12 protein-coding genes and 2 pseudogenes are annotated in these 15231 nt (G+C 46.1%); 3 read left to right on the top strand and 11 right to left on the bottom strand.

Annotated features, from left to right (window positions below):
- Positions 1 to 121 precede the first annotated feature (121 nt).
- On the top strand, positions 122 to 838 hold the full coding sequence (locus IPJ71_15020; protein MBK7844973.1) for a hypothetical protein: 717 nt from the start codon (positions 122 to 124) through the stop codon (positions 836 to 838).
- Positions 839 to 868: 30 nt separating this feature from the next.
- Here the strand turns inward: IPJ71_15020 and IPJ71_15015 are convergent, their stop codons facing one another.
- The 9 genes and pseudogenes from IPJ71_15015 to IPJ71_14975 form a co-directional block, all read right to left on the bottom strand.
- On the bottom strand, positions 869 to 2596 hold the full coding sequence (locus IPJ71_15015; protein ID MBK7844972.1) for an ABC transporter ATP-binding protein: 1728 nt from the start codon (positions 2594 to 2596) through the stop codon (positions 869 to 871).
- 70 nt (positions 2597 to 2666) lie between these two features.
- Positions 2667 to 3584, bottom strand: coding sequence for an ABC transporter permease (locus IPJ71_15010; GenBank protein ID MBK7844971.1), 918 nt, complete (start codon positions 3582 to 3584; stop codon positions 2667 to 2669).
- A 16-nt stretch (positions 3585 to 3600) separates the two neighbouring features.
- Positions 3601 to 4269: an ABC transporter permease gene (locus tag IPJ71_15005; protein ID MBK7844970.1), complete on the bottom strand. Its 669-nt coding sequence runs from the start codon at positions 4267 to 4269 to the stop codon at positions 3601 to 3603.
- Positions 4266 to 6155 (bottom strand): ABC transporter substrate-binding protein, encoded by a 1890-nt coding sequence (locus IPJ71_15000; protein ID MBK7844969.1) that lies wholly within the window; start codon positions 6153 to 6155, stop codon positions 4266 to 4268. Before IPJ71_15000 ends, IPJ71_15005 begins: the two co-directional genes overlap by 4 nt.
- A 110-nt stretch (positions 6156 to 6265) precedes the next feature.
- Complete coding sequence (locus tag IPJ71_14995) at positions 6266 to 6910, bottom strand: HAD hydrolase-like protein (GenBank protein ID MBK7844968.1); 645 nt, start codon at positions 6908 to 6910, stop codon at positions 6266 to 6268.
- Positions 6907 to 7734, bottom strand: a complete 828-nt coding sequence (locus tag IPJ71_14990) for an alpha/beta hydrolase (GenBank protein ID MBK7844967.1) — start codon at positions 7732 to 7734, stop codon at positions 6907 to 6909. The genes IPJ71_14995 and IPJ71_14990 overlap by 4 nt, the downstream gene beginning before the upstream one ends.
- A pseudogene (locus IPJ71_14985) lies at positions 7722 to 10529 on the bottom strand (pyruvate dehydrogenase). Before IPJ71_14985 ends, IPJ71_14990 begins: the two are co-directional and overlap by 13 nt.
- Before the next feature lie 142 nt (positions 10530 to 10671).
- On the bottom strand, positions 10672 to 11235 hold the full coding sequence (locus IPJ71_14980) for a nucleotidyltransferase family protein (GenBank protein MBK7844966.1): 564 nt from the start codon (positions 11233 to 11235) through the stop codon (positions 10672 to 10674).
- Positions 11232 to 12179: an energy transducer TonB gene (locus tag IPJ71_14975; protein ID MBK7844965.1), complete on the bottom strand. Its 948-nt coding sequence runs from the start codon at positions 12177 to 12179 to the stop codon at positions 11232 to 11234. Before IPJ71_14975 ends, IPJ71_14980 begins: the two co-directional genes overlap by 4 nt.
- A 142-nt stretch (positions 12180 to 12321) precedes the next feature.
- On the opposite strand from IPJ71_14975, the gene IPJ71_14970 reads away from it, so the two are divergent.
- Together IPJ71_14970 and IPJ71_14965 are read left to right on the top strand one after the other, a co-directional pair.
- Entirely contained in the window at positions 12322 to 13053 is a 732-nt protein-coding gene (locus IPJ71_14970; GenBank protein MBK7844964.1) for a Stp1/IreP family PP2C-type Ser/Thr phosphatase, read from the top strand.
- 194 nt (positions 13054 to 13247) lie between these two features.
- On the top strand, positions 13248 to 14252 hold the full coding sequence (locus tag IPJ71_14965; protein ID MBK7844963.1) for a M23 family metallopeptidase: 1005 nt from the start codon (positions 13248 to 13250) through the stop codon (positions 14250 to 14252).
- 121 nt (positions 14253 to 14373) lie between these two features.
- On the opposite strand, the gene rpsI is transcribed toward IPJ71_14965, so the two are convergent.
- Together rpsI and rplM are read right to left on the bottom strand one after the other, a co-directional pair.
- Positions 14374 to 14769, bottom strand: a complete 396-nt coding sequence (gene rpsI / locus IPJ71_14960; GenBank protein MBK7844962.1) for a 30S ribosomal protein S9 — start codon at positions 14767 to 14769, stop codon at positions 14374 to 14376.
- A 15-nt stretch (positions 14770 to 14784) separates the two neighbouring features.
- A pseudogene (gene rplM, locus IPJ71_14955) lies at positions 14785 to 15219 on the bottom strand (50S ribosomal protein L13).
- Between the last annotated feature and the right edge of the window lie 12 nt (positions 15220 to 15231).

Raw genomic sequence — 15231 nt, 5'->3', positions numbered from 1 at the left:
ACATCTTTGTCGGATTTTGCTAAAATACCATGGTGGACTTTTAGTTAGGAATCAATTGTTCCGACAAGTGAGCGACGAGAGAATATTGGGAGTGGGCCCGAAGAAAAAATGAGGAGAGACTATGAATTCTCTGATTAGAAGTGCCCTTGCAACGATTTTTGGCCTTGTGTGGTCCATGGGACCAGCGCTTGCCGAACCCCAATCTGTCAATTTGAGAATGAAGATTCTTTCGAACCAGTTGGGAATTTCATATAATAAGTTAAAGCCAGACAACGTGAAGAGAATTTCGATGGGTCAATTCCTGGATCGGCTAAAACCACTTATGACAGAGGTTCAGTACAAGAAATTTGCAAAATATGTCGAGCCCTATAAAAAAAATGAGTTACCTGAGGTAACCATAGAAGCAAACAAGTTATTTTTGAAGGAAGGCGGAGATGCTATCAGACTGCAAGCAGAGCGGAATCCTGAGGCGGTCATCTCGGTTGCAGGCGTCCTTATGCCAAATGCCGATTTTGAAGATGTCGATGCGGCCTTAAACAAAATTGAGGCCCTCGTGCTTAAAGATCGTCAAAAAAATGCCTCCTTGCTTGATAAAATCGGAGAGGAAATTTTTCCTCACGCCGAGGCTTGGCTATGGCCTCTTGCGATAGTCGCAGCAGCGGGGCTATTTGGATATTTTCTCTACAAAGGGATGACAAATATGAAGGCCGACGTCAATGTGGCTGGTGGTACAACGAACACATTAGATGTAACTGGGGACGTCAAGACAACCAGCGACATCAACATCGGCTTGGGCGTTACCCCCTTTAACATCCACTCGACAGGTGCAACAAAATAGCATCTGTGTAGGTGAGTTTGAATTTCTCACCTACAGGGAGAGTTCCTTTGGTGTTCCCTTGGGAATCGCGCTCAATAGTTTTTTAGTGTAGTCGTGTTGAGGCTGGCGATAAATTTGAACGGCATCAGCCATTTCGACAATCACTCCTTTGTTCATCACGGCAATTTCATCGGAAATAAATTTTACGACAGCAAGATCGTGGGAGATAAAAATATAAGTGAGGTTGAATTCGTCTTGTAGATCAAGCAAGAGATTGAGAATCTGTGCCTGGATAGAGACATCTAAGGCACTGACGGATTCGTCGCAGACAATGAATTCAGGTTCGACAGCGAGCGCCCGAGCAATGCAAATTCGTTGGCGTTGTCCGCCAGAGAATTCATGGGGATAGCGATTGAGCATAGCTCGACTCAGGCCCACTCTCTCCATCAGTTTTCCCGCCATTTCAATTCGATCATTTTTAGAGTTGCCAAGATTGTGGATAACCATAGGTTCCATAATGGCAGCGCCAATTGTCATTCGCGGATTTAAAGAAGCATAGGGATCCTGAAAAATAATCTGCATCTTTCGTCGCATGCCTCTCATCTCGTTTCGGCCGAGCTTGGTAATGTCGACGCCGTTGTAAATGATCTCTCCAGATGTTGGCTCAACAAGACGAAGCAAAGCTCGCCCTAAGGTTGTTTTGCCGCAGCCAGATTCACCGACAAGGCCTAGGGTGCGTCCCTTTCTCACAGTAAGACTCACGTCGTCGACGGCATGAATGCTAGAGAGAACACTTCCAAAGATTCCTTTTTTGAGAGGAAAGTATTTTTTTAGATTTTTGATTTCAAGCAGAACGGGATTTTCTTTGGTGAGAGGTCGTACTTCTTTAATATGGTTGAGGGTCGCAACATCAAAATATTTCTCTTTTCCATCCTCGCTCATAAAATCGGAGACAGTGGGAAGACGAAGGGGATTGCGATCGAGTGAAGGACGACAGGCGAGCAGACCTTTGGTGTATGGGTGTTTTGGTTTAGTAAAAAGTTCGTGGGAACTTTCATTTTCGACGATGTCACCTCGGTACATCACCACAACTTCGTCTGCAATATCTGCAATTACGCCAAGATCGTGAGTGATAAAGAGGATACTCATTTTGTATTTCTTTTGGAGGTCCGCCAATAAGTCGAGTATTTGTTTTTGAATCGTTACATCAAGCGCCGTTGTGGGTTCATCAGCAATCAACAGATCGGGTTCACATGCGATAGCCATTGCAATCATGACCCGTTGTCTCTGGCCACCGCTCAGCTCATGGGGGTAGGAGTTGATTCGTTCCTCTGGGTGAGGAATACCCACTTGATCTAACAAGCTCAATGACTTAGCAAGGGCCTGCTTCTTATCAAGACGCTGATGAAGAATGAGCGTCTCCGCAATTTGATCTCCAACCGTGAAAACGGGATTTAAGCTGGTCATGGGTTCTTGAAAAATCATTGATATTTTATTGCCACGAACCTGGCGCATTTCGGATTCGGGCAATTTTAGGAGGTCCTTGCCTTCAAAAAAACAGGAACCGTTCGTGATTTTGCCCGGGGGATTTGGAATTAGCCTCATAATAGCCAAAGACGTTACGCTCTTCCCGGAACCTGACTCTCCCACAAGGCCCACCGTCTTTCCCTTCGGAATATGAAATGAAATATTTTTGACGGCATTTACCGTTCCATCGTCAGTTTTGAAATCAACCGATAAATTCTCGATTTTAAGCAAGATATTTTGAGAAGAACTCATTTTACTCCGCCTCTCGCCCACTTGGTCCTTGTTGCCACAAGGTTCAGTGAGCTGATCCATTGATTGGGATCTACTTATTTTTCAGTTTAGGATCTAGTGCATCTCTTAACGCATCATTAAACAAGTTAAAAGCCAACACCAAGAAGAACATAAATAGGGTTGCTGCGAGTAGCCCCCACCACACACCGCGGGCCAGTTCCTGCTTTGCGTAGTTAATCATGGTTCCCCAAGAGGGAGTTCCCGGCTCAACCCCCAAACCAAGGTAGCTGAGGATCACTTCACCTTTTACGGCTCCCACGAACCCCAAACTGAAATTAATTAAAACAAGGTGAGTGACGTTGGGCAAGATGTGGAGAAAAATCCGACGCAAATGGCTGGCCCCCAAAGCAAAAGCGCCCTGGACGTACTCTCGATCACGATGTTTCATGAATTCAGCTCTGACAACTCTGCAAAGACCTACCCAACTGGTCAGCCCAATAGCAATGCAAAGGGTTCTGAGGCTAGGTCCCATGACGAGGGAAAAGGCCACGACCAACAGGATGTAAGGTATCGTGTCGATAGTCGTGTAAAACCAAACAATGAGATCATCTATCTTGCCTCCAAAATACCCCGCGACAGATCCAAAAAGAGTGCCAATCACGACAGATATTCCGGCTCCAAAAAAGCCCACGATCAACGAGGTGACGGCTCCATGTGAGGCTCTGGCGAGGACGTCACGGCCAAAGATATCTGTTCCCAGCCAATGGCTCCAGCTGGGTGCTTGGTAGGCAATTTCGTTGTTGGTAGCTCCGTAATCAGTAAAAATAAAGCCAGAGGAGCAGAGAAGTACCATAAGGATATATCCAAAGAGAAGCCAGGCGCTGACGATAGCTATTTTGTCCTTTTTCAAGCGGCGATAGGCATCCCACCACAAAGAATTGCGCAGACCCCTCGTGCTAAGAGCGGACTTTGGGAGGAGACTCGCAGTGACTGGGCGTATTAAGCTCATGATTTATTCCATTTAGCTAGCGTAATTGAATTTTTGGGTCGACCACAGCATAAAGTATGTCTGACAGAAGTTGAAAAATCATGTAAAGTACTGCCCCCATAACAGTCATTGCTTTAATCACCGGAAAATCAGAATTTTGGATGCCCTGAAAAACGAGGCCCCCGAGCCCTGGGATTCCAAAGAAGGACTCGAGTAGCAGTGATCCAGTGATAAGAAATGGCATTTGAAGCACGACCAAGGTGATTATTGTGACCATTGCATTTTTTAAAACATGCTTAAACAAGATGACCGACGTACTTAATCCTTTCGAGCGGGCAGTTCGCACATAGTCCTGGTAGATCTCGTCAAGAAAAGCTGTGCGATAGAAAAGGATATCTTCCCCTAAAGAGAAGGACACAAAAATGATAATAGGGAGGGTCAAATATTGCCAGCGTCCTACCCAGCTAGGGTCCCACCCTGAAATAGGAAAAACGCCGAGCTGATAGGCCAAGTAGTACTGCCCATAAAGAATATAGACCAGAGAACTCAGGCTCATCAGTCCAAGGCAGATCACCATGACGCTTCGATCAAATAGAGTGCCCCGGAGGTGGGCCGTAATGAGGGCAAGAGACACTGTCAAAATAAGTGTTAGAGCGAAGGCCGGAAGAGTAAGGCTGAGGCTCACTCCTATACCCTCAACAATCATACTTGCGACCTTTTGTTTGGTTGCCCAGCTTCGCCCAAAATCGAAAGTTGCAATTTGGCCCAAGAAAAAAAAGTACTGTTGGGGAAGTGATCGATCGAGACCCAGTTCGGCCCTAAACTGTTGTATTTGTTCGGCCTAACTTTGTAATACTTAAAGGAGCCATTGATGATGGAGTGGGATTTGAAGTTATCTAGCCAACCTTGGTACATTTGGTATCCCAAGCGGTGAACCCCAGGAACCCAAGGTGACTTTTCAACAACGATATCTCTCATCTTGCGATAGACCTGGGTCCGTTCAGGGCCGGGGGGCAGCAGGGCTGCTTTTTCATAGAGTTGATCGAATGATGGATCTACAAAATTAGAACCATTTGGGCCCGGTGATACGTTCTTACCGTAAAGCAGCTGAAGAAAGTTTTCTGCATCTGGGTAATCTGCCAGCCAAGCAATTCCCCAAATTTGGGCCTTTTTATCTCTGACCTTTTCAGTAAACTGGGGCCATGAGGTAGCCTCAATTTTGATTTTTACCCCAATCTTTTCCATATTGATTTTAAAAAGCTCAGCCATTTGAGCGGCCGTCGAAGTATTTGTCGTTGAATAGACTAATTCCGGAAGTCCCTTTCCCTCTGGAAAGCCAGCTTTAGCTAAAAACTCCTTCGCTTTCGAGACATTAAATTCTTTGTACGGATTTTTAAATTCAGGATCGTAAGCATCAACTCCGGGAGGAATCGGACTTTGTGCACTCACCGCGCGACCGTTGTAAAATTTTTGAATCGCAGTTGCAGTGTCTTCCCCATACGATATGGCCTTACGAAGGTTTTCATTCTTTCCGACCAAAGGGTCTAGCATATTGAAGGAAGTGTAAGTCACATCAGGTTCGACGGTGACTTCAAGCTTGATTCCTTTTTTTTTCATCTCGGGCGAGAGTTGGTTGTTTACAACAGCGCTGTCAAAGTTGTCTTTGGGGATATTCAGCGTATCAAGCTCACCTTGCTGAAATTTCAGCCAGGCCGGTTGATCTTCGATGATTTCATGAATGACAACTTTATCGATAAATGGAATTTTCTTGCCTGCGTCTTTAAGAAGACCATTGGCTTCATCGGTGAGCTCCCCTTCAGTGGGGTAAGTGTGGCCCAACCACTCCGGATTTTTAAGAAGAACAATTCGACTGTTTCGCACCCAGTTTTCGAATTTGAATGGACCAGTTCCTACAGGGTGATTGAGGAACTCCTTGCCGTATTTATCAACGGCCTCCTTAGGAACGACGGAGGCGTAGCCCAAAGCCAAGACGTAGTGAAGTTGGTAAAACGGCTTTGTGAGTTTAATAACAAGCGTATGGTTGTCTGGGGTCTGCAGCCCCTCGATCGGCGAGTCAAAGGTCGCCTCCTTTTTTGAAATTCCATTTCGCCATGCATCCAGTCCCGCAATTCGTCCTTCAAAAATCCACGCTCCATCCGAAGAATTAGAGGGATCCATTAATCTCTTCCAAGAATAAACAAAATCTTGGGAGGTTATTTCCCTCCCTTTGCCATCGGGGAAAGCTTCGCTGTCATGAAATTTAACGCCCTTGCGAATCTTAAAGGTATGCACCAAACCATCAGTTGAAACGGTGGGCAGAGACTCGGCGAGGAGCGGCTGAAGCTCCAGGGGACGTTTTAAGTAATGGTACTGGAGAAGAGTTTCATAGATCTGTGATACGACGGTGTTCGAGTAGACATCAGAAGCATAAATAGGATCAAGTCCCTTCACGTTCGCTCGAACAACCGTATTTAATGTATTTTCCCCCTCTGTTGTCTTTCTTGTGCACGCGGCTTGAGTCATGATGAGGGTCACAAAAAAGGAGGCAATGAATCCCCCAGAGAATGTTCGCAAAATCTTGTGATTGAACATTTCAGTCTCCTTCCAATAGCTTGTGTTGTGTAGCGTTAGGGGTTGAAGTTGTCAATAACCTCACTTGATGAAGCATGATAATGCGTCGAATTATCAAGTGCCATGTTTGGTTAAGGATACAATAAGTTGAGCTCAGAGAAGGAACTGATTTGCTCGTGGGCGCCTCTCCTTAATAGTTCCGCAACTGGCGCATAGCCAAAAGTGACAGCTACTGAGGTGACACCACAGCCAAGAGCTGCGTCAACATCTGGAATTCCATCTCCAACAAGGATGGAACTATCCGGATCAATATTGGCACGACGCATTGTCTGTAGAAGTGGAAATGGATGGGGTTTCTTTTTATCAAAGGAATCTCCGCCAAAAACAGAAACCCAAGGAAAGTGCTCCCATCCCAGATGTTTCAGTAGTTTTTTTAAGTGATGCTCCTTTTTATTGGAAACAATGGCTATTTGATGTGGGCAGGTATCCAAGAATTTTTCAGCATCCTTTAGTGGCCGAGGGCTATTGAGAATGTGTCGGTCATAAATCTCAAGAAATTCAACCTCAATTCTTTTTATTTGATCCAGATTTCCGTTGGCCTCGGGAGCGACTTTCTCGATAAGATTGCCAAGTCCTCCTCCTATATAAGTGATGATAACTTCGTAGGGCAGCGGTGGTTTATTGTGAAGTTTGAGAAGCTCATTTACGGCAGCGGCAATGTCGGGACCGGTATCAACAAGAGTCCCGTCAAAATCAAACATCAAGAGTCGACTCACTGAGAACTCTCACGTGGACCGGTCGATTCGCTTTTTGCTCGATTTGTCGGGGTGGCAATTCCATGGAGAAACTTTTCCACTCTTAGCTTATATTCCTTTGGTGATCGACTCAGTCCTTGTAGATGGCCAACCTCGGGAATGCTAAAGACTTCGAGGTGCAAATGATTGGCTCCTGCGAAAAATTCCTCAATGGCTTGCATGGGGACTAATTTGTCCTTCCAGGCGCGAATGCTCAAAATTGGAAATCGAGGTGGCAATTGTGCAAGTGCGTCGTCGCATGTCTTTTTATATCGCCTTCCTCCAAGCAATTGAACGGCAAAGCTAGCTTTAACGATTCGACTTACAGGATTTGTGATCGTGTATTCATGAGTGAAGAGATTCCACAGGCATCGTTGTATTTGCGCAAAAGGTCCGCCATCACAAATCCATCCAACGACATCCTGGGGATTTCGTCGAGCGATAGAGAGAAGAGCTCCTGAACCAGGGCTTGAGAGAGTAAAAAGAACTTTGCGCTCGGGAATTGACGCTAAGATATCCGAAATTTGCTCAGCCCAAACTTCTGGGGCTCCAAATCGATAGTTTCGAGTGAGCGGCGGAAATTGCATAAGACGGATTCGGTTGAATTTGAGTTGAAAAGCAACAGCATCAAACCCCATTTCATTTGCCAAAAGGAGATGTCGGGCCAGCGCAATCGGAGAACCACCGAATTGGTGCACAAAGATGATGACCTCCTCGTATTTTTTTAGGGAGGCTCTTCGCCGAAACCCGGAATAGGGAAGTGGTTCTTCGGGATTTTTCATGTCTGGATTGTTTATGTTGGCCACAATTCACGCCAGTGCTTTACCGCGGGTTGTGTTCTCCCTACATCCTCCACGAGATATGAACTGAGTTCGATATGTTCCAGGGCTGTTTCTGCCAGCACCTTTCCACAAGCTTTAATGACAGATGCGGCGTCAATTCCGTGATAGGCATAGATATCAGCGGGTCGGCCACATCGTGAATGCTTTCTGACCGCGAGAGCTTCTTGTTTAACCCCAACGATAGAACCAATATTATCCAAAAGGCCTGGTTCCCCGTCATGGACGCTGACAATAGGAATGCGCCGTCCAGCCAGTGTTGTGACATCAGAGCGTGTGGCCGAGCCATTGATTGTCGGGACAAGATGGAGGTTGCTGTTGATTCGCAAATAATCTTTTAGATGAAAGTAGTTTGTTTCAAAACCCAAGTTTCCAATAAGGAGATCTGGACTGGTGACAATGATCACATTTGCAAAAATACCCATTTTTAGAAGCTGTTGTGAAGCATGAATGGCTTCAGTGCCGAGTGAACCCATTGCAAAGATATTAACGACATTGTCTCCGGGCTCGTAGCCCGCGTATCCACGATAATCGATCAGAGTATAGCCGCCAGCCAAGACTTCGCGGCGAATAACGGCCAGGATTTGCTCATCGGACTGGCACTCCACCAGTCCCTCAGGAGTGGTCCCTGGAGAATCAATATCATTTGGCGTAAGCAAAATATTTTCATCTAGGCCGACTTTAAAGCGTCTTTGGTTTCGCAAAAGTCGCAATAGGTCCTTTTGTTCGACACCCCGAGTAACGCCACGAATAACAACTCCAGAGCGATTTTTGTTGTCAAAAGTGAGGTGCCGTTTAATAGCATCGCAGAGAATCCAATCCAATTCCTGGCAGAAAAAGGGTTCCCAAGTAATTTGATTAGGGATTTGCAGATCCGATTTCCAACCATGCTGAGCGCCTTCGGGGGAAAGAGTTACCCCTGATGGAGTTCCACAAAGTATGAAACTGGACTTCCAGTATTGGTCGTAAAAGTACTGGTCATGCGCGCGTTTAATAAAAAAATCATAGACTGTCATGAGTGGCAGGAGAGGGATGCCCAGAAAGTCGCGAATCTTTCCAAATGATCCCATGCAAGACATAACGTTACCTTCGGCGATTTCAAACCTCAAGTAACGGTCATCAGCTTCTTCGCCGGGGATGAGATCGGGCAATTTGGAATCTTTTACTCCAACGGAAGCCTCATAATCGCTTTCGACTTGGACTCCAAAAATATGCCCGTCCATGGCTGGATTGAGATTCGTACTTGTTCCCACATCGGGAGCCATTGAGACGAGCATTTCACTCGCGACTTTAAAAGAGCGCTCGGCCGGACCCAGAGCTTTTTGCTTCTGTTGAAGAGTTTGCTCATCAAGAGGAGTGTTTGCTATTCGAGTTAACTTCGCAGTCAATTGCCCCAGCATCCATTGAGTGTGAGGATAGGACGCTAATTTTAAATTGATATCCATGGTTTCTGGAATTTCGCCAAGTTTTTCACCCAGTGATTGAAACAAAGCAATATTGGATTCTTTGAGTTTGTCTTGATCTAGAATCTCTTTGTAAAGCTGATCTCCTCGGCCTTTCAGGAATTTTGCTTCTAGAGAGTCGTCGGGAAATGTGGAAAAAGGATCGCTCGTCAAGATTCCGGTTGCCTTCTTGAGCGATTCAATTTCGTCAGCATCGGGAAGTGCGGAATGGTTGCCTGGGGTTGCGGCCATTTGTAGACCCCAGCCCTTCAATGTATGAGCAATGATAATGGTGGGCCGTCGAGCTTCTTTCTTGCTTTCTTCCAGAGCATCGATCAGGCATTCAATATCATGCCCGCCCAAGTCTCTGAGTGCCGTCCATAACTCCTGATCAGTTACATTTTTAAGAAATTTATGCAAAGAAGAATGATTTTTTTCCAGTTCCTTTCTCAGGAGAGCGCCGTCCTTTATTTGCAGGAGAACCTGGAGGCCATAATCTGAGAGTTCATCTTCGAGCCATTTACAGAAGGAATCGCCCCCCACTTTTTTCATCAGAGTTTTGCGCTTTGAACCGTGTCGTAACTGAATAACGTGCCAACCATTTGCAGCCATGGTTTTAGCAATTCGTTCGTCGTCACTCCCTCCCATGATATTCGCGTTGGTAATTCGATGACCATCAAGGCTTTGTCGATTGTAGTCGAGTATCCAGGTCAGGTTTCCGATCTCCCTTTCTGCGAAATCAGGCACTGCTTCAAAAAGAGAACCCTCTCGGAACTCAGAGTCGCCAATGATGCTCCAAAAATGAGCTTGGGGCACCTGGTATCCGTGGTCTTTGGCATAACGATAGGCGAGGGCGAGATAACCCGCTTGCACCGGAGGGATCCCAACCGTACCAGTAGGAAAAAAATTGTGTCGATCTGGATCGTAGGAGGAGTGATAGGATTGAAAGACTTCCTCACCATTATGTGGAAAAGCTCTCAGGTTACTCATGGCCTTGTTTGATTCTTATCGTGTGAGCCTGGAGTTATATAGATGAAGAAGAAGTCCCAAAAGATAATTGTAAGCATGATCTGCAGGCGAGGCGTGAGGCTTATTTGCGATGTGATCGAATCCAGATTTGGCGATGAGATGGATAGCAGCAAGAATATGAAGCGAGCTTGCGCTGGCAGCGGCGTGTCCTCCGATTTTAGGATCACCCTTTTCCTTATTCGGCCGATGATTCGCGATATAGATCATTTGAGTTGCCAAATATTGGGCGCGTTGTGCAATAGAGTTAAGAATCTCGATGTCCGGTTTGGCCGGAATATTTTTTTTTGCCATTTTTCTTTCCTTACGGTGCAGACCGTTTGGTTCAGGCGTACGCCACTGACCAATACTCGGCTTCATCCCACCTATTTATTTTATTTCGCGGCAATGGACTAAACGACAAAACTTCAAATTAGGCAAGAGCCTCAGATATTGTTTATTGATGGATCTCCAAAATGCCGATCATCTCTTCAGATAATATAGGAACGGGTGACCACACGATGCGGCGATCATCAAGACTTGTGAATTTTCGCTCATAGCGAAAAAGTGAAATCCCCTGCCTTGTCAATAAAAAGGGAAATCGAGGAACCATTTCTCCTCGAACGGGGGCGAAGGGTCGGATGAGGTGGCACTGAAAACTGTCGGAATTTGTAAAGAAGTGTCGCTCAAGACGAGAATAGGCTTCCCCTGAGGGACTTATTGTATGGAGGGGCAAGACAAAGCATCTCTCGCTGACCGCGTGGCATCCGGAAATCAAAAGGGAAAAGAAATCTGAATCTGGGTTTGGATCGAAGATAAGTTCGGAGGAAGAAATTTCCTTTGATTGTCGCAAAATATTTTCGCAGTTTCCTTGGTTAAGTACCACCAAGACGTTAAAGCCACATTGGTTAAGTGCCCTTATTTGGCGGTCTATGAGATATTGCCCTTCTATCTGTAAAAGAGCCTGTGTGGGAGATTTATCAAAGCTATTACTATCTCCCGCAAGTAGTAAGATGTTCACGCAAAGTCCTCTTCTTTGAGTTCTTCCAATTCATGTTGAAGGCGATAGTGAAAGCTGGCCTCCAAAATAAAATCCCATCGAATCCTGATGTAGCCGTCCTGTTCGACCATTCCTTGGGGGGGATTAGGAAAAGGAGCAGCTTCCTTAAACGCCTGAACTGCAGCATCATCAAGCTCTACGATACCACTTTCTCCTAGGACCTGAACCTGGAGCAAGGTCCCGTCTTTGTCCAGGGTAATGAGAACCCGTGTCACCCGATCCCGGGTCGAGGCAATTGAGCGTCCCCTTCGAATGGCCATTCTCACGTTTTCCCGAATCGTGGGTTCCCAGTGTTGCCTGATTTTCTCTTTGATTCGATTATAGTAGGAATAATAGACAAATTCCTTGGTGCTCAGGAGGGTTTGGATGCCAAGCTTTGTATCTTTCAGGTAGTCGTCCGTTTGACTGGGGCGTCCCGGGGGCAACTCTGGTGGGGTGACCCTGAGGTCCGGAGTGAGGCTAAAGTCTGGTTTGAGGGCAGAAAGATCTGGGAGATGGCCGCCCTTCGATCTCTTGTGGTTTTTGGTGATTTCTTCCCTTTTCTCAACCTCTGTATCGCCTGGTTGCGGCGTTCCCGGTTGTGCCAAATTTGAGAACTTACCAGTTGCCTGGGCACGCGTTTCCTCTTGAACACTTTGATTGTGTTGGCTCAAAAATCGGGCCTGGTCAGGAAGTTCATCATTGAGTGGCTGCTTGTTCTGCTCAACGATTTGTTGCGAAAGGCTATCTTTTGTGGGGGGCCTGGGTTTTTGCTCAGATTTATCAAGGATCACGACCTCGACTTTAGATCGGTGAGATTCGTTTTTTTGAGAGCGAAAAAGATTTAATCCTTTCCAAAGGAAGAGGTGCAATAGAAATGAAAAGAGAATAAATGCAATCAAAGATTTGCGGAGTTTACCGGCCATACATCCTCGCTATTGGGTATCGGACAAGAATCCGCAAAAATTGAGGCACAATGAGGGTGGCCGTTGAATTGAGATCGGGTTTCTAAGACTGAAAAGCTGAAATTCACTTGGTCGGGTTAGTTCGGTAACGTAGGATAGAGGGATGGAATTCGATGTGTGGGCAAAGACCGATGTCGGCCTAAAAAGAGAAATAAACCAGGATACTATCTTGGTCGATCCCGAGCTTCATCTTTTCATTGTGGCGGACGGTATGGGCGGTCATAAGGGTGGCGAAGTGGCCTCTGCTTTGGCTGTCGAAACAGTTCAGGAAGTTATTCGCAGTCGGTTGCAAGCAAAAGGCAGAATTAATCCGAGAGAGGTGATTGCTGAAGCCTTTCGAACTTCTAGTGCGCGAATTCATAGCAAAAGCACTCGAGAAAATCCTGAGCTTATGGGAATGGGAACAACGATGGTGATGCTTTGGGGGTACAACGACAAAGTCTATGTTGGAAATGTCGGAGATTCGAGAGCTTATATTTATCGGGATCCGTTTCTTTGGCAACTGACGGAGGATCATTCCCTGATCAACGAACAGATTAAGGCGGGAGTGATAAATGAGAATGATGCACCTCATGTGATTGGTCGCAACGTCATTACACGCAGCGTGGGATATGAAAATGATGTGGTGGCAGATATTGTGGTCAGAGATTTTCATCCCGGAGAATTTTATTTACTCTGTTCGGACGGTCTCTCCGGTTTGGTTCCTGACCTTCGCATCAACGAGTTATGTCAGAAAAATGATCCCTCCGAGGTTGTATCGCGATGCATTGAAAAGGCAAAATCGGCTGGCGGCGACGACAATGTTTCTGTCATATTCATACGGACGCGCCAATGAGTGAGATTTAAGGCGGTGGAAGATTTAAGTTCATTTAGAATCTTGCGCGAGCCTCTGGAAAAACTGAAATCTTGACTTATTTATTGACGCGTAAAGCTAGCTTTTCTACAGTCAGGTCAATCCTCTCCAATCGACCTGGCACGAAGGAAATTGGTATTGCGGCGAAATTTTAATCTCTACTTGAAGGTCAAGGAATGGAAAAAAAATCATTCACAATACTTTTAACGAGTAACCGCCGGGGTCGAACTCAATCACTCACAATCTCTGCGGCTTGGCTCAAGGCGATTGTTTTTTTGTTCGGAGTCCTGATGGTCACTTTTGGGGCCGCCACGGTGGATTACTTTGGTTTGCTCCTTGAAGCCGGAGAGAACAAGATTCTAAGGGCGGAGAATGTTCAGATAAAGCGGCAGTTTCAGATTGTTGAGAGTAAAATTGGATCACTGGAGAACAGTCTCGAGCGGGTGAAAAGTTACTCTACGAAACTTAGGCTGATTACCAGCATTGAGGATGAGGATAGAACCGTGAAATTGGCTGTCGGGTCTGAGCCGAAGGCTGGGCAGTCCGTATCTGAATACAATGAAGCTGTCCAGGATCGTGGGCCGGCCTCAGAGTTTTTAGTGAAGGATTCCATATTTATGGACAAGCCGCCTCTCGACGAATCGAGCGGGGAGGTGACAGCACTAAATCAAAAGGATTACGCCAAACTTTCCATCCGAATTGACCGGGCGGTCAAAGAGACTCAGCTTCGCGAGTTAGGAGTACTACAGTTATGGGAATCTCTTTCTGAGAGACAAAGTCTCTTAAACGCAACACCAAGTATCAAACCCTCTTCGGGTTGGTTCACCTCCCGGTTTGGCTATCGTATTGATCCATTTACCGGGAAGCCCGTCATGCACGCGGGGCTTGATATTGCTGGTCCACCTGGAACTTCCATTGTTGCGCCGGCGGATGGGGTCGTTTCATTTGTGGGTTACGAATCGGGTTACGGAAAACTCGTTTCTATTGACCACGGCTATGGCGTTGTCACCCGTTTCGCTCATAATTCCCAAATTTTTGTGGAGGCGGGGCAAAAAATAAAACGTCGCGATATCATTTCAGCGATAGGCTCCACGGGCCGGTCTTCTGGACCTCATTGTCACTATGAAGTTCGAGTTCACGGAGTTCCTGTGGATCCGATCAATTACATTCTGGACGAATGATAAAAAATCAGTGGTTCTTGTCTCTTAGACTGAAAAACTCTCTGCTGGCACAGAATAACCAGCAGATCAATGAGCATAGATAGATATAATAAGCCGAGCGAAAACCAAGAGAAGCTCAGTCTTAACGCTTTGAGTACTGAGGACGACGTCTCGCTCCGTGCAGACCGTACTTCTTTCGTTCAACCTTCCGAGAATCTCGCGTGAGAAGACCCGCCTTTTTTAAAACACCGCGCAAGGCTTCGTCTGCGACGAGAAGAGCTCTTGAGAGTCCGTGACGAATGGCCTCAGACTGTCCCGTAGGACCGCCTCCCTTGACCGTAACAAAAGCGTCAAACCTTCCACTCGTATCAGTTGTACTGAAAGGGACTTGAATGGCAGCCTTGCCTGAAGCCGTCGTTAAGTATTCATTGGCCAATTTGCCATTGATTGTGATCTTACCGGTTCCAGGTTTGAGGAAAACGCGAGCCGCGCTCGTTTTTCTTCTACCCGTTGCGTAAAAAACTTTGTCGTTAGCCATTCTGATGTCGCTCCATTACTTAATTAATGAGAATGCGGTTGGTTTCTGGGCTGAATGAGGATGTTCTCCGCTTTTATACATCTTCAATTTCAAGATTACGCGGCTCGAAAGCTTATTTTTAGGTAACATTCCTTTAACAGCCTCACGAACAATGTGAGTAGAGTCTTTCTCCATCCATTGCTTAGCTGTTTTCTCCCGAATTGAACCAAAATAGCGGGAGCGTGTAAAGTATTTCTTGGCGTCCATCTTATTGCCCGACATTTTAATTTTATCGGTGTTCAGAACGACCACGAAATCCCCCGTGTCTACGTGAGGTGTGAATTGGGGTTTATGCTTGCCCTTGAGTAAGCCAGCAACTTAAATAGCCAGGCGTCCAAGGGTTGCGTCAGTAGCATCAATGACCCACCAACTTCGATCGACCTCACCTGTCTTTGCATTCCAGGTTTTCATTATTTATGTCCT

The organism is Bdellovibrionales bacterium, from assembly GCA_016714165.1.
Lineage (GTDB): Bacteria > Bdellovibrionota > Bdellovibrionia > Bdellovibrionales > UBA1609 > JADJVA01.
Note: the sequence above shows the minus strand (reverse complement) of the source record. Positions and strands in the feature narration are given on the sequence as shown.